Genomic DNA, 20,056 nt, shown 5'->3' on the forward strand with positions numbered 1-20,056 from the left:
CTCCCCGCGGCGTCATCCAGGCAGGCCCAGCACGGCCTTGGCCAGGATGTTGCGCTGGATCTCGTTCGACCCGCCGAAGATCGCAGGCGCGCGCGCGTCGAGATAGAGGTTCATCGCGTCGACCTCCGATCCGTTCGCGTCGAGGTCGTCGGCGAAGCGGGCTTCCTCGCCGGCGATCTCCAGCATCTCCTCGGTGATGCGCTGGTAGAGCTCCGTGCAGAAGAGCTTCAGCACTGACACGTCGCCGCCGAGTTCCCCACCGGTGCGCAGCACCTTGGCGAAGCGGTCGAAGGCCGAGCACAGGTCGTAGAGGTCGAGGCGCAGCCTGGCGTAGCGCGAGCGGAAGGCCGGGTCGTCGAAGGCGCCGCGCGCCTCCGCCAGCATGATCAGCCGCGACAGGGCGTATTCGGGCCGCGACGGCGCGCCGAGGAAGATGCGCTCATGCCCGAGCACCGCCTTGGCGAGGTTCCAGCCTTCGTCCACCACGCCGACCACGTTGGCGGCCGGCACCCGGACGTTGTCGAAGAAGACCTCGCAGAAGTCGGCCTCCTCGCGCAGGTTCGGGATCGGCCGCACGGTGACGCCGGGCGAAGTCAGGTCGATGAGCAGGACCGTGATGCCCTTCTGGCGCACCTTCTCGTCGCGGCTGGTGCGCACCAGCGCGAAGATCCAGTTGGCGCAGTGGGCGAGCGTGGTCCAGATCTTCTGGCCGTTGACAACGAAGTGGTCGCCGTCGCGCACGGCCGCGGTCTTCAGGCTCGCGAGGTCGGAGCCGGAATTGGGCTCGGAATAGCCCTGGCACCACACGTGCTCGCCGGAGAGGATCTTCGGCAGGTAGTGGTCCTTCTGCTCCTGCGTGCCGTAGCGAATGAGCAGCGGGCCGACGAGGCCGATGCCATGGTCGGGGATGCGGGGGCAGCCGAGGCGTGCCCACTCCTCGACATAGATGATGTGCTTGGCGGCGCTGAGCCCCATGCCGCCATGCTCGCGCGGCCATACCGGCGACAGCCAGCCCTTGGCGGCCAGCGCGTGATACCACTCCGCCACCTCGTCGAAGACGGGCCGCTGCTTGCGCATGAAGCGCAGGTGCCGCGGGCAGTTTTCGTCCACCCAGGTGCGGAAGACGTGCCGGAAGTCCTCGTCCGGCAAGGCGTTCCAGTCGGTCTGCATCACGCCTCGTCCTTGAACACGGGCTTGCGCTTCTCGATGAAGGCGCGCATCGCCTCCTTGCTGTCCTCGTGGCGGCTCATCTCCACCGTGAGGTTCTGCTCGAAGCGATAGCCGTCCTTGAGACCCATGGTCTCGACGGTGTTGATGGCGCGCTTGGCGAGCCGGATGGCGGCCGGGCTCTTGCTGGCGATCTCGGTGGCGATCTTCATCGCCTCGGGCAGCAGCTGGTCGCGCGGCACGCAGCCTTCGATGAGGCCGCGGCGATAGAGCTCCGCGGCCGGCACGCGCCAGCCGGTCAGCACCATGCGCTTGGTCAGCGACAGCGGGAACACGCGCATCGTGTGGCGCACGCCGCCCATCAGCCCGATGTCGATTTCCGGCAGGCCGAACACCGCGTCCTCGGACGCGACGATCATGTCGGCGCAGATGGCGAGCCCCATGCCGGCGCCCAGCGCGGCGCCGTTGACGGCCGAGATCACCGGCTTGTTGGATTCGATGATGACGAAGCCGAGCTCACGCGCCCGGCGCAGGTGCCGGTAGGTGTCTCCGGGCGCCCACTCGGAGGCCCGTGCCCGCGCCTTGATGTCGGCGCCGGCGGAGAAGACCTTGCAGTTGCTGGCCAGCACGATGACGCGCACGGCGGGCGTCTCGTTGAGTTCGTCGAAGACGGCGATCAGCTCTTCCATGAACTCGCGCGACTGCGCGTTCACCGGCTGGTTGTCCATCATTACCAGCGCGACGTTGTTCTCGATGGTGGTCTTGATGAGGTTGTTGTCCATGGCGGGTCCAATCAGGCCGAGCGCTCGAGGTCGACGAAGGCGAGACGCAGCTCCTCGGGCTGGCCGAGGGTGGCGTTGAGGTTGACGGCGCGCTTCATGTAGAGGCCGATGTCGCACTCGTCGGTGAAGCCCATGGCGCCGTGCAGGTGGATGGCCCGGCGCGTGATGCCGACGGCCGCGTCGCCGGCCCGCGCCTTGGCGGCCAGCGTGGCGAGCCGGCCGTCCCTGCCGCCGGCCCCGAGCGTCCGCTCGACCGCGTTCACCACCGCGCAGCAGGCGAACTCCGCGTCGCCCCACATGTCGACGAGGCGATGCTGGATGGCCTGGAAGCTCGCGATCGGCTTGCCGAACTGCACCCGCTGCTTGGTGTAGTCGACCGTGATCTCGAGCGCCCGCGAGGCGACGCCGGCGAGCTCTGCGGCGAGCGCCAGCCGCGTGACCTCGATGGCGGAGGCCAGCAGGCCGTCCACCTCGGCGCCCGCGGCGATGACCCGCCCGGACTCGACCGGCGTTCCGGCGAAGGCCACGGCACCGAGCACCGCCCCGTCGAGCGTCGGACGCGTCGTCACGGACAGGCCGCCAGCACCGGCGGGAACGCTCACCAGGAGCCGGCCCCGATCACCCTCCGCCAGGACGAGCACGTCCGTCGCCGAGACGGGGGCCGCCACGAAGTGGCAGGTGCCCGTCAGCGTCAGCGCCGGGTGAGCACCGCTCGCCTTCACGGGGGCGGCCTTGCCGCCGGCGCCCTGCCAGGCGGCCGTGACCAGCAGCGAGCCGTCGGCGATGCCGCGCAGCAGGCGGTCGCGCTCCTCGCCGGCCGGCGCGTCGCGCAGGAGGGCGCCGGAGAAGATGGCGAGCTGGGCCACGGGTTCGGTGAGCAGGGCCCGTCCGAGCGCCTCGCTCAGCACCGCCTGCTCGCGGATGGAGAGGTCCGCGCCGCCCAGATTCGCCGGCAGCATCAGGCCGAGCCAGCCGGCCTCGGCCATAGCGGACCAGAGGCCGCGGTCGAGGTCGCCGCCGGCCTTGCGGCGGGCCCGCAGCGCCTTGGCGCCGGGATGGGCCTCGGCAAAGCCGCCGACGCTGTCGCGCAGCATCGCCAGCGTGCCGTCCTCGTCGTCGAACATCGTCTTTGGCATGGCTCGATCGTCCTGCCGGGGCCAACGCCGCCCCGGGTCATGAAAGGGCTTGCCCGGCTCAGGCGCCGGGCAGCACGTGGTTGCGGAACTGCTCGCGCAGCTTCACCTTCTGCAGCTTGCCAGTGGCGGTGTGCGGCAGCTCCTCGACGAACACGACCTCGTCAGGCAGCCACCACTTGGCGACGCGCTCGGCGAGCGCGGCGAGGATGTCTTCGGGCCGCGGATCGGTGCCGGGCTTGCGCACCACGAGCAGCAGCGGCCGCTCCTGCCACTTGGGATGGGCGACGCCGATGACGGCCGCCTCCTGCACCGCCGGGTGCGCCATGGCCGCGTTCTCGAGGTCGATGGAGCTGATCCACTCGCCGCCGGACTTGATGACGTCCTTCGAGCGGTCGGTGAGCTGCAGGAAACCGTCCGGAAAGACCTTGGCCACGTCGCCGGTGGAGAACCACCCGTCCGGCCCGACCACCGCACCGCCCTCCGAGCGGAAATAGCCCGCCGTGACCCAGGGCCCACGCACCTGCAGGTCGCCCGCGACCGTGCCGTCGTGCGGCAATTCGTTGCCCTGGTCGTCGACGATGCGCAGCTCCACCCCGAAGATGGCCCGGCCCTGCTTGACCTGCACGTCGACCTGCTCGGTCGGCGACAGGCCCGCATGCCGGGGCAGCAGGTTGCCGACCGTCGCGAGCGGGCTCGTCTCGCTCATGCCCCAGGCGTGGATGACGAAGACGCCCTGCTTCTGGAAGCGCTCGATGACATAGCGGGGCGCCGCCGAGCCGCCTATGACGACGCGGTTGAGCTTCAGCGCCGCGAGGTCGAGACCGGCAGTCTCGTCCAGGTACTTGAACCAGCCGAGCCAGACCGTCGGCACGCCGAGCGAGAAGGTGCAGCCCTCGGCTACCGCGAGGTCGAACAGGGTCTTCGGGTCGGGCGCGGGGCCCGGCAGGACGAGCTTGGCGCCGCACATCGCCGAGGCGTAGGGCACGCCCCAGGCGTTGACGTGGAAGAGCGGCACGACGAGGAGCGTGCTGTCCTTGCTGGAAAGCTGCAGTCCGTCGGCCTGGCACACCACGAAGGAGTGCAGCACGGTCGAGCGGTGGGTGTAGAGCACGCCCTTCGGATTGCCCGTGGTACCGGACGTGTAGCAGAGCGAGGAGGCGCTGCGCTCGTCGAACTGCGGCCAGGCGAAGCGGCCATCCTCGGCCGCCACCAGCGCGTCGTAGCAGAGCGCGCCCTCGACGGACGCCGGCATGTGGTCGGCGTCGGTCATGGCCACGAATGTCGTGACCTGGGGCAGCCGCGGGCGGAGCCCGGCGACGAGGTCGGCGAAGGAGATGTCGAAGAGCAGGACGTTGCAGCCGCCGTGATCGACGATGTAGGCGATCTGGTCCTGGAACAGCCGCGGGTTCACCGTGTGCAGCACGGCACCGAGGCCGGACACGGCGAAGTAGAGCTCCATGTGCCGGTGGGTGTTCCAGGCGAGCGTCGCCACCCGGTCGCCGGCCTTCACGCCGAGGCGCTGCAGGGCCTGCGCCATGCGCCGTGCGCGGTCGGCAAGCATGCGGTAGTTGCCGCGCAGCACCGTGCCCTCGCAGGTGCGGCTGACGATCTCGGCGTCGCCGTGGTAGCGCTCGGCATAGTCGAGAAGGCCCGAGATCAGCAGCGGGCGATCCTGCATCAGGCCCATCATGGCGCCACGTCCTCCCCCTCGTCTGGTCGCATGCCTTTCGCGAAAAGCCGGATCCCGCCTTTTCGCAGCATGCTCTGGCACGCCCTTTCCGGGCGTTGGCATGGCCGGAGGGTCACCGCGACGGGTCCCCGCTGTCAAAGGAAACCGGGAGCGCCCGGGGACTTTCTCATCTGTGAAAATCCGCGGCACGCGTCACAGATGTGAAAGTGGGCCGCGGGCTCGCTTTTGCTTTGACCCCCGCCCGGAGCCCTCTCCATCATCCGGCCAAACAGCAAGCATGCGAGGGCGGAGATGAACGACAAGGCTGGGACCACCGGGGCCGTGAAGCGGCTCGACGCGGTCATCGTCGGTGCCGGATTCGGCGGCATGTACGCGGTCTACAAGTTCCGCGAGATGGGTCTCTCCTTCGTCGGCATCGAGGCGGGCGGAGACGTGGGCGGCGTCTGGTACTGGAACCGCTATCCCGGCGCGCGCTGCGACCTCATGAGCGTCGACTACAGCTACTCATTTTCCAGGGAGATCGAACAGGAGTGGACCTGGTCCGAGCGGTTCGCCGGACAGCCCGAGATCCTGGCCTACGCCAACTTCGTCGCCGACCGCCTGGACCTTCGCAAGCACATCCAGTTCAACACCCGCGTCACCGGCGCCGTGTGGGACGAGCGCCGCCAACTCTGGGTCGTGAAGACCGACAAGGGCGAGACGATCGAGGCGACCTATTGCGTCATGGCGACGGGCCCGATCTCGACGCCCAAGGACCCCGACATCCCCGGCATCGCGAGCTACGAGGGCGAGCTGCTGCGGGCCCAGAAGTGGCCGCACCACCCCGTGTCCTTCGCCGGCAAGCGGGTCGGCGTCATCGGCGTCGGCTCCACCGGCATCCAGGTCATCCAGGAGGTCGGCAAGGAGGCAGGCGAGCTCTACGTCTTCCAACGCACGCCGAGCTACTCGATGCCAATGCGCAACCAGGCGCTCGAGGCCGACTACGTCGCGGAGATGAAGAAGCACTACCCCGCCTTGCGCGCGGCGATGCGGATGAGCCCGAACGGCGGCGTGCGCCCCTCCAGCACGCGGCCCTTCTTCAGCCTGCCTCCGTCGATGCGGCGCCAGGTGCTCGAGCATGCCTGGGAGGAAGGCGGCCACAGCGTGCTCGGCGCCTTCTCCGACGTGATGGTCAACCAGGAGGCCAACGACCAGGTGGCCGACTTCCTGCGCGAGAAGATCGGCCAGATCGTGAAGGACCCGAAGACCGCCGAGCTCCTCAAGCCGCGCGGCTATCCGGTCTTCGCCCGCCGCCCGTGCCTCGACAGCGGCTATTACGAGACCTACAACAAGCCCAACGTCCACCTCGTCGACTGCAACAGCGAGCCGATCGAGGCCATGACGGCAAAGGGCGTGCGCACCTCCGCCCGCGAGATCGAGCTCGACATGGTGATCTTCGCGACGGGCTACGACGGCCTCACCGGCGCGCTGCTCGCCTTCGAGGTGACCGGGCGCGGCGGTCTGAAGATGAGCGAGAAGTGGTCGGGCGGCGCCCGCTCGTTCCTCGGGCTGATGATGGAGGGCTTCCCGAACCTCTTCACCACCGCCGGCCCGAACGGTCCGGCCGCGCTCGCCAACCTCATCAACATCAACGAGCACGACGTCGACTGGATCGCCGCCGCCATCACCTACATGGCCGACAACAAGCTCACGGCCATGGAGCCCACGAAGCAGGCCGAGGACGACTGGATGGAGCTCGTGGCGACGCTCGCGCCGCGCACCCTGCTGTCGAAGGCCTCGACCTGGTACACGGGCACCAACGTGAAGGGCAAGCCGACGGGGCTGACCATGTTCGTCGGCGGCTTCCCCAAATACGTGGAGCACTGCGCCAACGCCACCAAGGACGGCTACCACGCCTTCAGCTTCAAGACGCGCGAGGCCACGGCGGCGGCGTGAGGGGTGAGATCCAGCCCTTCTCCACCTCTCAGTCGTCCTGGCCGGGCTTGGCCCGGCCATCCACGACTTTGCCGGGGCCGCGCGTAAGTCGTGGGTGCCCGGGCCAAGCCCGGGCATGACGCGCGGAGGGGTAGAGCCCGACCGAGTGAGGCCTTGATCCTTGGGGTATGAGGGCCTAGCGAGGCAACGCGCCAAAGAGCAACAACTCGCCCCACCTGCCCCTGATCGGACCTCCCCCTTGCCTGCACTGTCCCTTGATGACCTGCGCTCCATTGTCGGCTCCGAGATCGGCGCCTCGCCGTGGATCCTGCTCGACCAGGAGCGCATCAGCGCCTTCGCGGTCCTGACGCAGGACGAGCAGTACATCCACGTCGATCCCGGGAAGGCCGCCGCGACGCCCTTCGGCGGCACCATCGCCCACGGCTTTCTGCTGCTGTCGATGCTGAGCCGGATGTCCTACGACACGCTGCCCGCGATCGCGGGCGCCACCATGAGCGTCAACTACGGCTTTGACCGCATCCGCTTCCTGTCGCCGGTGCGCGCCGGCAGCCGCATCCGCGGCCGCTTCACCCTCGCCGACGTGCAGGCGAAGGGCGAGCGCGACGTGATGCTGCGGGTGGCGGTGGCCGTCGAGACCGAGGGCGGCACGAAGCCGGCCGTCGTGGCCGACTGGCTGATCCTGTTCATCCTGGGGGCGGGCGAGCCGTCCTGACGTCCATCGGAGAGTTTGCGACATGAGCATCAGGTTCGACGGCCGCGTGGCCATCGTCACCGGGGCGGGCAACGGGCTGGGGCGCTGCCATGCGCTGGGGCTCGGCGAGCGTGGGGCCAGGGTCGTCGTCAACGACATGGGCCCGGGCGCCGATGCGGTGGCCGAGGAGATCCGCGCCGCCGGAGGCGAGGCCATCGCGATACACGCCGACGTGTCGGATTTCGCCGCGACGCAGGCCATGGTGGCCGAGACGCTGGCGCGCTGGGGCCGCATCGACATCCTGGTCAACAATGCCGGGATCCTGCGTGACCGGAGTTTCGCGAAGCTCGAGCCGGCGGACTTCGCCAAGGTGCTCGACGTGCATCTCACGGGCTCGTTCAACTGCACCAAGGCCGCGTGGGAGACGATGCGCAGCCAGGCCTATGGCCGCATCGTGTTCACCTCGTCTGGGTCCGGCCTCTTCGGCAACTTCGGCCAGGCCAACTACGGCGCCGCCAAGACCGGCATGGTCGGCCTGATGAACGTGCTCCACATCGAGGGCCAGAAATACGGGATCCGCGTCAACGCCCTCGCCCCCACGGCGCAGACGGCCATGACCAACGGCCTGTTCTCGCAGGAGCACGCCGCCCTGCTCGGCCCCGAGACGATCACGCCGGGCCTGCTCTACCTCGTCAGCGAGGACGCGCCGTCGCGCGTCATCATGGGCGCGGGCGGCGGCTGCTTCACGCGCATCGTCATCCGCGAGACGCAGGGCGTGTGCTTCGACCCGCAGGCGCTCACGCCCGAGGCCGTCGCCGACCAGTGGGGCGCCATCGCCGACGAGACCGGTGCCCTCGACATTCCCGACGCCTTCTCGCAGCCTGTCCGCTTCGCGACGATGGCGGCCGCCAGGACCAAGTGACGCCCGACGCCCGAAACCGCCCGCGCCCGGAGATCGATGCGATGTCAGCCCTTTTCTCGCCCCTCCCGCTCGGCGGCATCACGGTCCCGAACCGCGTCGCGGTCTCGCCGATGTGCCAGTACAGCGCCGTCGAGGGCCTGGCGCAGCCCTGGCACCTCGTGCATGTCGGCAACCTCATGATGTCCGGCGCGGGGCTCGTCATCATGGAGGCGACGGGCGTGGAGGCCGCCGGGCGCATCACCCACGGCTGCCTCGGCCTGTGGAACGACGCCCAGGAAGAGGCCCTGGCCGACCTGGTGCGCGAGGCGAAGAAGCTCTCGGGCGCGGCGCTCGGCATCCAGCTGGCGCATGCCGGGCGCAAGGCCTCCAGCCGCTCGATCGCCGACCGCTGGAAGGGCGAGGTGCTGCCGCCGGAGGAAGGCGCCTGGCAAACCTGCGGGCCCTCCGCCCTGCCCTTCGACACGGGCTGGCACGTGCCGCAGGCGATGGACGACGCCGCTCTGGCCCGCGTGCGCGACGCCTTCGCGGACTCCGCCCGCCGCGCCGACCGCGCCGGCTTCGACGCCGTCGAGGTTCACGGCGCCCACGGTTACCTGCTGCACACCTTCCTGTCGCCGATCTCCAACACCCGCACGGACCGCTACGGCGGCAGCCGCGAGAACCGTATGCGCTATCCCCTCGAGGTGGCGGCAGCGGTGCGCGAGGCCTGGCCACGCGGCAAGGCGCTGGGCTTTCGCATCAACAGCACCGACTGGCATCCCGACGGGGCCACGCTGGACGACGCCGTGGCGCTTGCCGCAGGACTGAAGGCGATAGGTTTCGACTATGCCGTCATGTCGGCGGGCAACGTCGCGGCCGGCGCGCAGATCCCCACCGCCACGCCAGGCCACCAGGTCGAGTTCGCCGCGCGCGTGAAGCGCGAGACCGGACTCACGGCCATGGCGGTCGGCTTCATCGTCGAGGCGCGGCAGGCCGAGGCCGTGGTGGCCGACGGCCTGGCGGACATGGTCGCACTCGGCCGCGCGATGCTCGACGATCCGCGATGGGGCCTCCACGCGGCGGCCGCCCTCGGCGTCGACGTCGACTACCCGCCCCAATACCTGCGTGCGCGTCCCAACAACTGGATCGGCTACCGGGTCGCCCACCCTGACACCGGCGCCATCGCGGCCACCCGCCAGGCGGACCGGCCGGCCTCGCAGAGCTGGGACCGGCCGAAGGCGGGGTGACGCACCGGCTCAGCGCCGGTAGGCCGCGTTCCCGGACCCGGCCAGCATGGCCGGGGTATCGGAATAGCCCGGCTCCGCCGATGGCCCGAACGCGGCCATGACGGCGTCGACACGCTCGCGGACCAGCGGCTCGTATTCGGGATGCGTGAACACGTGCAGCTCGTTGGCGCGGACGGCCTGCACCACCCGTTCACCGACGTTGCGGGCCTGCATCTTCATCGGCTGGACCGGAGGCGTGAAGGGCCGACCGGCCGCGAGCGCGGAGCGCTCGGCCGACCGCTCGACGAAGTCGGACCGGACGCCGCCCGGGCAGAGGATGCTGACGCCAATGCCCACCGGCAGCAGTTCCGCGGCCAGCGATTCCGACAGGGCCACGACGCCGAACTTGGAAGCCGAGTAGCCCGCCAGACCGGCCGGCGCGAGGAAGCCGGCCATGGAGGCCGTGTTGACGACGTGGCCGCCCCGCCCCCGGGCAATCATCCCGGGCACGACGGAGCGCACCCCGAGAAAGACGCCCGTGAGATTGACGTCGAGGAGCAGTTGCCAGTGCTCGAGAGGGATATCGGCGAAGCCGGTCGGCCCTGAAGCGGCAGAGCGCCCCATGCCCACGCCGGCGTTGTTGCACAGGATGTCGATCCCGCCGTGCACCTCCTCGATGCCGGCGACGACCCGCGACCAATCCGCCGGCGAACGCACGTCGAGGCCGAAGGTCAGCGTTCCCAGCGGCAGCGAGCGTGCGGCCTCCTCGAGCGCCACCCCGTCGATGTCGGTGAGCGCGAGGTGAGCCCCGGCCGCGGCGAAGGCCTGCGCCAACCCCAGGCCGATGCCCCGCGCGGCACCCGTGACCAGTACGACCTTGCCGGCGATGTCGTCCATGGCTGCTCTCCGGTTCATGAGCGCGAGCTGCCCGCGAACCATTCGGTCACGGAGCCGATCTGGTATTTCTCGACGCGGGCGGAGGTCTTCGCGGCGTGGGCGGCCGTAGCCTGGCCGGCGGCGGAGTCGCGCAGGGCGGACAGGACGTCGGGGCTCTCGTACCAGAGCTCCACCGCGCCATCGAACGGGAACGCCGTGTCGTCGACCGCCTCCGACCAGTTGCGCCAGCGCCCCGTGACGAGGTGCTGTCGGTACCCCCTGATGGGCTTCACCGCCTGGACGAGCGGCACGTGCACGACGCGCCACTCGTACAGGAACGCCTCGTGGGAATAGCCGTCGGCCCGCCGGATGATCGACATGGTCTTCACGGCACGCGGAAGGTCGCGGGGCGGTGAGATGACGACCCGTTGCTCGACCTCCAGCACCATGGTCATCGCCGTGACCTTCGCCTCCGCCGCGCGCAAACCCTGCCCGGCGGGCGACGCCCCGAGCTCCGCGACCCCCGGTCCAGGATCGAGGATGCATTGGACGAAACCGGCGACCGGCAGCGCCGGGTGCTTTGGGTCGGTGTCTCGGGCGAAGCGATCCGCGGCCCGGTTCCACGCGCAGTAGCGTAGTCCCGGAAGCCGTCGGACCTCGGGCAGGCAGGTCTGCGTCCACGCATCGCGCACTGCGTCCGGATCGTCCCCGTCGCGACACAGCACCACCCCGATCAGGTTCAGCATCGCACGTCCTCCCTTTTCGAGGTTTCGATCACTTCCAGCTCGCCAAGTAGAAGCGTGCCCAGCTGTCGGACGAAGGCTTGAAGTCGAGGGACTTCGTCATGCCGTAGGTCTTGACGTAGGTGAACAGCGGCAGCTGGTAGACCCGATCGCTGACGAGTGCGAACGCCTTCTCGTAGGCGGCCTTGCGCTGATCCGCGTTGCTGTTGCTGACCGCAGCCTTCACCAGCGCGGTGACCTCTTCGTCGCGCGCCTGGTCCAGCGCCGTGCCGCCGAAGAAATACTGGAGGTAATAGGATGGGTCTCCGATGTCGCCGCCGCCCCAGCGACCGAGGTTCAAGGGCAGCTCGCCGCGCTGGAACATGGGAAAGAGGGCGCTGATCTGCATCTGCTCGATCTGCGCCTTGATGCCGACCGCACCGAGGTAGTTCTGCACGGCCGCGACCCAGGAGGGTGCCAGGTAGTTGTAGAGCTTGATCGAGAAGCCGTCCTTGTAGCCCGCCTCCTCCAAGAGGGCCTTGGCCTTGGCCGGATCATAGGCGAAGGCCCGTGCCTTGCCCTGGTCGCAGGCGAACTGCTGCTCGTAGCAGGCAATGTTCAGGACCTTCGAGCCGCCGGGCTGGAACTGCCGTGCCATGGCCTGGCGGTCGATCGCATAGGCGATGGCCTGGCGGACCTTGACGTTCTTGAGCGGGCTCTGGGGATTGTCGCGGCCCGCGCCGTTGAGGGTCAGGTAGACCAGGGAGTTCACCGGCGTAGCCAGCGTCTGCACGTTCGGCATCCGCGACAGGCTCTGCAACTGGTCGGCGGCGACGTCCTCGATCCAGTCGGCTTTGCCGCCGATGAGCTCGGCCATCTGCGCGGTCGGATCGGCGACAGCGCGGAAGATCACGGTGCGGATGGCGGGCTTGGGCTTCGGCCCGGCGAAGTAGCCGTCGAAACGCTCGGTGACGATCTCGCCGACGCCATCGAGCTTGACGATCTTGTAGGGGCCCGTTCCGACCGGCTTCTTCGCATACTCGTCGGCGCCCACCTTCTCGCGATAGGCCTTCGGCCAGATCGGCGTGGTGGCGGCCAGGAACTCCAGCGCCGCAGGGAACGGCGTCTTCAGCTTCAGGCGCACGGAAAGATCGCCGGTCTTCTCGGCGGAGGCGATGTGGGTGAAGTTGCTCGGGTTGGCGACTTTGCTCCCCGGCGCGATCACGGTCTGGATCGTGTAGACGACGTCGTCGGCGGTGAAGGGGTCCCCGTTGTGGAAGGTGACGCCGGGCCGCAGCTCGAAGTCGATGGTGAGATCATCGACCTGCGTCCACTTGACGGCAAGAAGCGGCTGCATGGCGCCGGACTCGGGATCGCGGTGCACGAGCGTGTCCCAGGCGTGCTTCTGCAGCATCACACCCGATCCCTGACCGTTGTAGTAGGGGTCGATGTTGGCCAGCGCGTCGCGGATCGTGACCCGGAGGGTGTCGTCCGCCTTGCCGGCCCAGGCCGGCGACAGGGATGCCAGCAGGATGGCCGTCGTGGTCATTGTCAGTCCAAGGCGCTTCATGGGGGCTTTCCTCCTGTCAGGGGCCAAGGCCTGCATGGACCTGGCTCGTTGCTTCTCGGGATGCGGTCTCGGGAGCGAGGATGCATTCGACCAGGTGCCCGGCGTCGACCCGCAGCGGCGGCGAAGCGTCGGCGCAGGCGGGCAGCGCGCTGGGGCAGCGCGGGTGGAACCGGCATCCCGGCGGAATGGCGGCGGGGTCCGGGAAACCCTCGCCGAGCGGGATGCGAGGAATGCCTTTGCCGGGCTCGGGCGTCAGGACCGACTGCAGGAGTGCGGCGGTGTAGGGGTGGCGAGGGGAGCCGAAGAGTTCGGCCGTCGGCGCGGCCTCGACGATGCGGCCGAGATACATCACCGCCACGTGGGTCGCGATGTGCTCGACCACCGCGAGATTGTGGCTGATGAAGACCAGCGTCAGATTGAGCTCGCGCCGGAGCGCCTGCAGCAAGTTCAGGATCTGCGCCTGGACGGACACGTCGAGCGCGCTCGTGGGCTCGTCGCAGACGACGATACGGGGCTTGAGGACGAGAGCCCGCGCGATGGCGACGCGCTGGCGCTGCCCACCCGACATTTGCCCCGGGTAGCGCTCGCCGACGGCGGGGTCCAGCCCCACGAGCGCAAGCATCTCCGAGACGCGCCGCGCGCGTTCCTCGCGCGGTACGTCCCCCTGCGCCACCAGCGGGAGAGCCACGATGTCGCGCACGCGCTGGGTCGGGTTCAGCGACGAGTACGGATCCTGGAAGACCTGCTGGATGAGCCGGGCGCGTTGCCTGCGGTCCGCTTCGGCCAGGCTGCGGCCGGCGATGCGGACGTCCCCGGCCGTAGGCCGCAGCAGGCCGGTGATCAAGCGGGCCAGGGTGGACTTGCCCGACCCGGACTCGCCCACGATGCCAAGCACCTCGCCATGGCTCACGTCGAAGGATACGCCGTCCACCGCGCGCACCGTTGCATGCGTCGAGAGAAGCCCCCCGCCCCGGACGAAATCGCGGCGCAGGCCGCGCACCGAGACGGCCGGACCGGCCTCGTCGATCAGCGCTGTCACGACGCCTGCCCCTGCAGCTCGGACGACAGCCGGCACAGGTAGCGATGCTGTGGCCCCTCCTCCCGCGGCATGATCGTGTCCTCGCATCCGCGGTCGGCCAGGCCGCAGCGGTCGCGAAACCCGCAGCCGCGGAACGCCGCGGTGATCCTGGGGACCGTCCCGGGGATGGCCTTCAGCTGATCGCCCGGTCGCAGCTTCCCCGGCACGGGAATGCTGTCGAGGAGGCCGCGGGTGTAGGGATGCATGGGTCGGCCGAACAGGGCCTCGGCCGTCCCGCTCTCCACGATCTCGCCCGCGTACATCACCGAAACCCGGTCAGCCATGCGTGCGACGACGCCAAGATCGTGGGTGATGAGGAGGATCGCGAGCCCCGTCTCCTTTTGCAGATCCTGCAGAAGGCGCAGGATCTGGGCCTGCACCGTGACGTCGAGCGCCGTGGTCGGCTCGTCCGCGATGAGCACGTCCGGCTCGCACATGAGTGCCATCGCGATCATCACGCGCTGGCGCAGGCCGCCGGAGAGCTCGTGGGGGTACTGCGCCAGCCGCAGCCCTGGATTGGCGATACCGACCCGGGCGAGGAGGTCTGCAGCGCGGTCGCGTGCCTGCAACCGGCCCGCGCCTCGGTGCCGACGATACACCTCGGACAATTGGTCGCCGACCGTGTAGGCGGGATTGAGGCTGGTCATCGGCTCCTGGAAGATCATGGCGATGCGGTCGCCCCGCAGCTGCGCCATCCGGCGCTCCGAGGCGCGCGCGATGTCCTCGCCGGCGAGCCTGATCCCGGCCGCCGTGCGCGCTGCGCCGCGCGCCAGCAAGCCCATCACCGCGAGCGAGGTGACCGACTTGCCGCACCCGGATTCGCCCACCAGTCCGAGGGTCTCGCCATGGCCGAGGTCGAGGGAGATGCCGCGCACGGCAAGCGTGCCGTCGCGAAAACCGACCCTGAGATCCTGGACGGCGAGCACGCTCATCGAGCATGCCCTCCCGCCACGAGGTCGCGCAGCCCGTCGCCGAGGATATTGATCGCCAGCACCAGGGTGAAGAGCGCCACGCCGGGGATCGTGATGACCCAGGGCATGAAGAACATCTGGTCGCGCGCCTCGGCGATCATCAGCCCCCACGACGGCAGCGGCGGAGGAACGCCGAGCCCCAGGAACGACAGCGCGGCTTCCAGCAGGATGGCGATCGCAAGCTCGAGCGTCATGACGACGACGAGGTGCGGGAGAATGTTGGGCAGGACCTCGCGCAGGAGGATGTGCGGCAGCGACGCTCCGCACAGCCGCGCCGCCTCGATGAACTCGCGGTGGCGGACCTGCATGGTGGTCGTGCGCGCGACCACGGCGAAGCGCTCCCACAAAAGGAGCCCGAGGGTGAGCATCACGACCACGAGCGACGTGCCGGTCAGTGCCACCACCGTGAGCGCCACCAGGATGAGGGGGATCGACAGCCGACAGGTCACGACGATCATGACCGCATCGTCGAGCCAGCCGCCGGCATAGCCACCCGCCATGCCCAGCCCGACCCCGATCATCCCCGAGAGGATGACCGTCACGGCTCCGATCAGCAGCGAGATCCTCGCGCCGTAGAGGAGGCGCGAGAGATAGTCCCGGCCCAGTTGGTCCGTCCCGAGCGGATGTCCCGACAGGGACCCCTCGGCCCAGAATGGCGGGGCGAGGCGCTGGTCGAGGTTCTGCAGGAAGGGATCGTGGGGCGCGATCCAGGGGGCGAGCAAGGCAAGGAGCACTGTCGCGCCGAGCACCGATCCACCGATGACCAGGGCCGCTTTCGCCGAAGGAGTGAGGCGCCCGCTCATGCGATCCTCAGCCTCGGGTCGATGAGCGCGTTCAGGAGGTCCGCGATCAGCGTCAGGAGGATGAAGATCGTCGCCAGCAGCAACACCACCGCCTGGACGACCGCGAAGTCCCCCTTGCTGATCGCCTCCCACGCCAGGAAGCCCATGCCGTGGAGGGCGAAGATGGACTCGATCACCACGGACCCGCCCAGCATGAAGCCGAACTGGACCGCCGCAACCGTCACGACCGGCATGGCCGCATTCCGCAGCGCATGCTTGAGGAGCACGCTGGCCCAGGACAGGCCCTTCGCACGCGCGGTCCTCACATAGTCGGAGGCCAGGGCCTCGACCATGCCCGCCCGCGTGAGCCGCATCAGGACGGGGACGGACGACGCCGCGAGAACGATGCCCGGCATGACGTAGCCTTGCCAGTCGTCCAGCCCGGAGATCGGCAGGAGCTGCCAGTAGACGCCCACCCAGATCATCATGAGCAGGGCGAGCCAGAAGCTCGGCATGGCCTGGCCCACCAGGCCGACGAGACCGATCAGGCGGTCCCAGACGGAGCCGTTCGCGACCGCAGCCGCGATCCCCAGCGGCACGCCGACCAGGACGGCCAGCACGAGCCCGACCGCCCCGAGCGTCAGCGTGACGGGCAGGCGTTTGGCGAGCAGGTCGGCGACGGGCTCGCGATAGAGGTAGGAGGTCCCGAGGTCGCCGTGCAGCAGATTGCCGAACCAGACGGCGAACTGGACTGGGAGGGGGCGATCGAAGCCATAGCGTGCGCGAACCGTCGCAACATCTTCAGCGGTTGCATTGGGACCCGCGATGGAGACGGCCAGGTCGCCCGACAGGCGCGTCAGGAGGAAGCTCACGGTCACGACGATCAGGAACACGGCGAAAGCCAGCACGAGACGTCGCAGGATGAAGCGGATCATGGATCGAGCGATCCCCGCAGCCCTGGACTCGCGGCGATGCCGTCTCTGTCCATCCTCGCGCTCCCCCGGTCCGCGTGTTGGCCGCCCGCTCTCGGGGCTCATCCAACCGCCATGACGCCAGAATGCTCCGTCGGGGCGAAGCGCGACAGGACGAACAGGTCCGCGTTGGGAAATTCACATGAGTGAAACCACTCCGTCGGCGTGGGACCGGCCGAAGGCGGGATGAACCGGCCGCGCGCTCAGAAGCCCGCCAGCGTGATCTTGCCCACCACGCGGCCAGCCTCGATGGCCGCGTGGGCACGCCGCAGGTTCTCGGCGGTGATGCGGCCGAAGGTCTGGCCGGCCGCGGCGCGCAGCGCCCCCTTGTCGACCAGGGCCGCGACCTCGTCGAGGATGTGGTGCTGGCGCAGCATGTCGGAGGTGGCGAACATCGGCCGGGTGAACATGGCCTCCCAGTGGATCGAGACGCTCTTGAACTTGACGAGCCGCAGGTCGAGGGGCTCGGGATCGTCGATCAGGCCGATCCGGCCCTGCGGTTCGACGATCTTCGCCATCTCGGCCCAGCTCGCCGTGTCGGTGTGGGTGGAGAAGATCCAGCGCACCGGCGGCAGTCCGCCGATGGCGGCGACCTGTGCGGCCAGGGGGCGGGTGTGATCGACCACGTGCTGCGCCCCGCAGGCACGGACCCAACTCTCGCTCTCCGGCCGCGAGGCGGTGGCCACCACGGTCGCCTTGGTCAGCAGCCGCGCGAGCTGGATGGCCAGGGACGGCACCCCGCCGGCCCCACCGACGATGAGCAGGGTGCGCTCGATGTCGGGATCGCGGCCGATCTCCAGCCGGTCGAACAGCATCTCCCATGCGGTGAGCGCGGTCAGCGGCATCGAGGCGGCGCCGGCATGGTCGAGGCTCGCGGGCTTGCGCCCGACGATCCGCTCGTCCACGAGCTGCAGCTCCGCGTTCGAGCCCTGCCGGTCGAGCACGCCAGCGTAGAACACCTCGTCCCCGGGACGGAACAGCCGGGCGTCGGGCCCCACCGCCTCGACCACCCCGGAGGCGTCGTAGCCGAGCACGACCGGCGCCTGCGGCGAGGCCGGAAAGGCCATGCGGCTCTTCACGTCGCGCGGGTTGACGGAGACGGCATGGACGCGGACCAGGAGGTCGGAACCGGCCGGCCGTCCAGGATCGGGAAGCTCGAGGTCTTCCAGCGAACGAGGGTCGGACACGGGCAAACCATGCTGGCGGTAGCCGACGGCCTTCATGCTCTGTCTCCCCGGGCGGGCCCCCCGCCGAGCTAGATGTGGACGGCGTGGCCCAGCGCGCGCAGGCACGCTTCCTGGAAGGCTTCGCCGAGCGTGGGATGGGCGTGGATCGTCGCGCCGATGTCCTCGAGCCTGGCGCCCATCTCGATGGCGAGCCCGAAGGCGGCAGCCATTTCGGAGACGCCACGCCCCGTCGCCTGGATGCCAAGGACCTCATGCGTCGTGCCGTGGGCCACGACGCGCACGAAACCGGTCTCGTCTTCCAGGGTCATCGCGCGGCCGTTGGCCGTGAACGGGAACTGGGAAACCTTCGCCTCCAGCCCGGCCTTGCGGGCCTGGTCCGGGCTGAGGCCCACCGAGACGATCTCGGGGTCGGTGAAGCAGACCGCCGGAATCGCCCGCTTGTCCCAGACGCGGCGGTGCCCGGCCACGATCTCCGCCACCATCTCGCCCTGCGCCATCGCCCGATGGGCCAGCATGGGCTCGCCGGTGACGTCGCCGATCGCGAAGACGCCGCGCATGGAGGTCTCGCACCGGTCGTTGATGCGGATCGCCGGGCCGTCCATGTCGACCACGAGCTCCTCCAGCCCGATGCCCTCGGTGCGGGGCCGGCGACCGACGGTGACGAGGACCGCGTCCGCCGCGATGCGCTGCTCCGCCCCCTCGCCCTTGCGCACGGCCAGGGCGCCGCCGCCGACGAGCCCCAGCGCCTTCGTGTCCACGAGCAGACGGATGCCGAGCTGCTTCAGGCGGGCGACGACGGGTGCGGTGAGCTCCTCGTCGTAGAGCGGCAGCGCCTTGCCCTGGCTCTCGACCACCGTCACCGCGGTGCCGAGCTTGGCGTAGGCCATGCCCAGTTCGAGACCGATGTAGCCGGCCCCGACGACGGCCAGCGTCTTGGGGACCGATGGCAGGGAGAGAGCCTCGGTCGAGGAGAGCACCGGCCCGCCGAACGGCAGGAACGGCAGTTCCACCGGCACCGACCCGGTCGCGATCACGACCTGCTCCGCGCGGATCTCCTTGGGGCCGGTCTCGGTGGAGACGACCACGGTGCGCCCGTCCTTGAAGCGCGCCCACCCCTGTACGACCTTGACCTTCGCCTTGCGCAGGAGCGTGCCGACGCCGCCGTTGAGGCGCCGGACGATCCCGTCCTTCCACGCCACGGTCTTGGCGAAGTCGAGGGCTGGGGTGGCGCAGGTGAGGCCGAACGGGGAGCCCGCCTCGGAAGCGTGGCGCAGGCGCGCGAACTCGTCGGCGGCATGGATCAGCGCCTTGGACGGGATGCAGCCGACGTTGAGGCAGGTGCCGCCGAGCTTGCCGCCCTCCACCAGCACCGTGTCGATGCCGAGCTGGCCGGCGCGGATGGCGCAGACATAGCCCCCGGGTCCGCCGCCGACGACGAGCAGCTTGCAGGTGATCGCGGTCATCGCTGCGGTTCCACGAAGATCATGGCGGGGGTTTCGAGAAGCGTCTTGAGGCGCTGGACGAAGACCGCCGCGTCGTAGCCGTCGATCACGCGGTGATCGAAGCTGGACGACAGGTTCATCATCTTGCGCGGCTCGAAGGCGGTGCCGTTCCACATCGGCCGGACGGCCATTCGGTTGACGCCGACGATGGCGACCTCGGGGTAGTTGATGACGGGGGTCGTGGCGAGGGCTCCCAGCGCGCCCAGCGACGTGATGGTGATGGTGGAGCCACCGAGCTCGTCCCGGCTGGCCGAGCCGTCGCGGGCCCGCCGGGCGAGGCGGTCGACCTCGCCTGCGCACCCCCACAGGTCGCGCGCCTCGGCGTTGCGCACCACGGGCACGACAAGGCCGTTGGGCGTCTGGGTGGCGATGCCGATGTTGATGGCCGCGTGCTGGCGGATGATGCCCGCGTCGTCGTCGAAGAGGGCGTTGAGGGCCGGCTGCGCCTCGAGCGCCCGCACCATCGCCCGCATCAGGAACGGCAGCAGGGTGAGGCGGATGCCGTCGCGCGGCGCCTTGTTCAGCTTCTCGCGCAGGTCCTCGACGGCCGTGACGTCGACCTCCTCGACGATGGTGATGTGCGGGATGCGCGACTTCGAGAGCGCCATCTTCTCCGCGATCTTGCGACGAAGCCCGACGACCTTGATCTCGGTGACCTCGGTGCGCTCGCGCGGCCTCGCCACGGCAGGGCCTGCCGCACCGGCGGCATGGCGCTCGACGTCGGCGTGCAGGATGCGACCGCCCGGGCCCGTTCCCGGCACGAGGCGCAGGTCGATGCCGCGGTCGCGGGCCGCCTGGCGCACGAACGGCGCCGCGAGCGGACGCGTCCCGGCCGGCCGGGGCGCGGGCGCCACGGTGCCCCGCTGCAC

Annotated in this window: 18 protein-coding genes; 4 read left to right on the forward strand and 14 right to left on the reverse strand. The window is 69.7% G+C overall.

The genetic code is table 11. The annotated features are described in order from the left end of the window. Positions 1 to 12: 12 nt before the first annotated feature. Genes Q0Q47_RS23345 through Q0Q47_RS23360 form a run of 4 tightly spaced genes read right to left on the reverse strand, consistent with a single transcriptional unit; the run spans position 13 to position 4,775 of the window. Positions 13 to 1,170, reverse strand: coding sequence for an acyl-CoA dehydrogenase family protein (locus tag Q0Q47_RS23345; RefSeq protein WP_293865586.1), 1,158 nt, complete (start codon positions 1,168 to 1,170; stop codon positions 13 to 15). Continuing rightward, positions 1,170 to 1,949 (reverse strand): enoyl-CoA hydratase/isomerase family protein, encoded by a 780-nt coding sequence (locus tag Q0Q47_RS23350; RefSeq protein WP_293865589.1) that lies wholly within the window; start codon positions 1,947 to 1,949, stop codon positions 1,170 to 1,172. The genes Q0Q47_RS23345 and Q0Q47_RS23350 overlap by 1 nt, the downstream gene beginning before the upstream one ends. An 11-nt stretch (positions 1,950 to 1,960) precedes the next feature. Continuing rightward, positions 1,961 to 3,085, reverse strand: a complete 1,125-nt coding sequence (locus tag Q0Q47_RS23355; RefSeq protein ID WP_293865592.1) for an acyl-CoA dehydrogenase family protein — start codon at positions 3,083 to 3,085, stop codon at positions 1,961 to 1,963. 58 nt (positions 3,086 to 3,143) lie between these two features. After that, on the reverse strand, positions 3,144 to 4,775 hold the full coding sequence (locus Q0Q47_RS23360) for a long-chain-fatty-acid--CoA ligase (RefSeq protein WP_293865595.1): 1,632 nt from the start codon (positions 4,773 to 4,775) through the stop codon (positions 3,144 to 3,146). A 291-nt stretch (positions 4,776 to 5,066) separates the two neighbouring features. Between Q0Q47_RS23360 and Q0Q47_RS23365 the strand changes: the two genes are divergently transcribed. The 4 genes from Q0Q47_RS23365 to Q0Q47_RS23380 all read left to right on the forward strand — a co-directional run bounded on the left by Q0Q47_RS23365 (position 5,067) and on the right by Q0Q47_RS23380 (position 9,549). Next, positions 5,067 to 6,710 (forward strand): NAD(P)/FAD-dependent oxidoreductase, encoded by a 1,644-nt coding sequence (locus Q0Q47_RS23365; protein ID WP_293865598.1) that lies wholly within the window; start codon positions 5,067 to 5,069, stop codon positions 6,708 to 6,710. A gap of 238 nt (positions 6,711 to 6,948) precedes the next feature. Then, complete coding sequence (locus Q0Q47_RS23370) at positions 6,949 to 7,422, forward strand: MaoC family dehydratase (protein WP_293865601.1); 474 nt, start codon at positions 6,949 to 6,951, stop codon at positions 7,420 to 7,422. Between the two features lie 22 nt (positions 7,423 to 7,444). Continuing rightward, positions 7,445 to 8,323, forward strand: a complete 879-nt coding sequence (locus tag Q0Q47_RS23375; RefSeq protein WP_293865604.1) for an SDR family NAD(P)-dependent oxidoreductase — start codon at positions 7,445 to 7,447, stop codon at positions 8,321 to 8,323. A gap of 41 nt (positions 8,324 to 8,364) precedes the next feature. Then, entirely contained in the window at positions 8,365 to 9,549 is a 1,185-nt protein-coding gene (locus tag Q0Q47_RS23380; RefSeq protein WP_293865607.1) for an NADH:flavin oxidoreductase/NADH oxidase, read from the forward strand. Between the two features lie 9 nt (positions 9,550 to 9,558). On the opposite strand, the gene Q0Q47_RS23385 is transcribed toward Q0Q47_RS23380, so the two are convergent. From Q0Q47_RS23385 to Q0Q47_RS23430, 10 genes are all read right to left on the reverse strand, one after another. Next, positions 9,559 to 10,425, reverse strand: coding sequence for an SDR family oxidoreductase (locus tag Q0Q47_RS23385; RefSeq protein WP_293865610.1), 867 nt, complete (start codon positions 10,423 to 10,425; stop codon positions 9,559 to 9,561). A 14-nt stretch (positions 10,426 to 10,439) separates the two neighbouring features. Next, positions 10,440 to 11,150 carry an EthD domain-containing protein gene (locus Q0Q47_RS23390; RefSeq protein ID WP_293865613.1) on the reverse strand — a complete coding sequence of 237 codons (711 nt, stop codon included), beginning with the start codon at positions 11,148 to 11,150 and terminating at the stop codon, positions 10,440 to 10,442. Positions 11,151 to 11,178: 28 nt separating this feature from the next. Next, positions 11,179 to 12,696 (reverse strand): ABC transporter substrate-binding protein, encoded by a 1,518-nt coding sequence (locus Q0Q47_RS23395; RefSeq protein ID WP_293865616.1) that lies wholly within the window; start codon positions 12,694 to 12,696, stop codon positions 11,179 to 11,181. A gap of 16 nt (positions 12,697 to 12,712) precedes the next feature. Next, on the reverse strand, positions 12,713 to 13,735 hold the full coding sequence (locus Q0Q47_RS23400) for an ABC transporter ATP-binding protein (RefSeq protein WP_293865619.1): 1,023 nt from the start codon (positions 13,733 to 13,735) through the stop codon (positions 12,713 to 12,715). Then, a complete protein-coding gene (locus tag Q0Q47_RS23405) occupies positions 13,732 to 14,706 on the reverse strand; it encodes an ABC transporter ATP-binding protein (protein WP_293865622.1) in 975 nt (324 codons plus the stop codon). Before Q0Q47_RS23405 ends, Q0Q47_RS23400 begins: the two co-directional genes overlap by 4 nt. Further along, positions 14,703 to 15,548 (reverse strand): ABC transporter permease, encoded by an 846-nt coding sequence (locus Q0Q47_RS23410; protein ID WP_293865625.1) that lies wholly within the window; start codon positions 15,546 to 15,548, stop codon positions 14,703 to 14,705. The genes Q0Q47_RS23405 and Q0Q47_RS23410 overlap by 4 nt, the downstream gene beginning before the upstream one ends. Next, the gene (locus Q0Q47_RS23415) at positions 15,545 to 16,462 is read right to left on the reverse strand and encodes an ABC transporter permease (RefSeq protein WP_293865628.1); all 918 of its coding nucleotides are present in this window, start codon (positions 16,460 to 16,462) and stop codon (positions 15,545 to 15,547) included. Before Q0Q47_RS23415 ends, Q0Q47_RS23410 begins: the two co-directional genes overlap by 4 nt. Positions 16,463 to 16,701: 239 nt before the next feature. After that, the gene (locus Q0Q47_RS23420; protein ID WP_293865631.1) at positions 16,702 to 17,721 is read right to left on the reverse strand and encodes a zinc-binding alcohol dehydrogenase family protein; all 1,020 of its coding nucleotides are present in this window, start codon (positions 17,719 to 17,721) and stop codon (positions 16,702 to 16,704) included. 32 nt (positions 17,722 to 17,753) lie between these two features. Further along, on the reverse strand, positions 17,754 to 19,148 hold the full coding sequence (gene lpdA, locus Q0Q47_RS23425) for a dihydrolipoyl dehydrogenase (protein ID WP_293865634.1): 1,395 nt from the start codon (positions 19,146 to 19,148) through the stop codon (positions 17,754 to 17,756). Next, positions 19,145 to 20,056, reverse strand: a 912-nt coding sequence (locus Q0Q47_RS23430) for a dihydrolipoamide acetyltransferase family protein (protein ID WP_293865637.1), incomplete at its 5' end; no start/stop codon positions are given. The genes Q0Q47_RS23430 and lpdA, both read right to left, overlap by 4 nt.

This window comes from uncultured Alsobacter sp., assembly GCF_945952055.1.
Taxonomy (GTDB): Bacteria; Pseudomonadota; Alphaproteobacteria; order Rhizobiales; family Beijerinckiaceae; genus Alsobacter.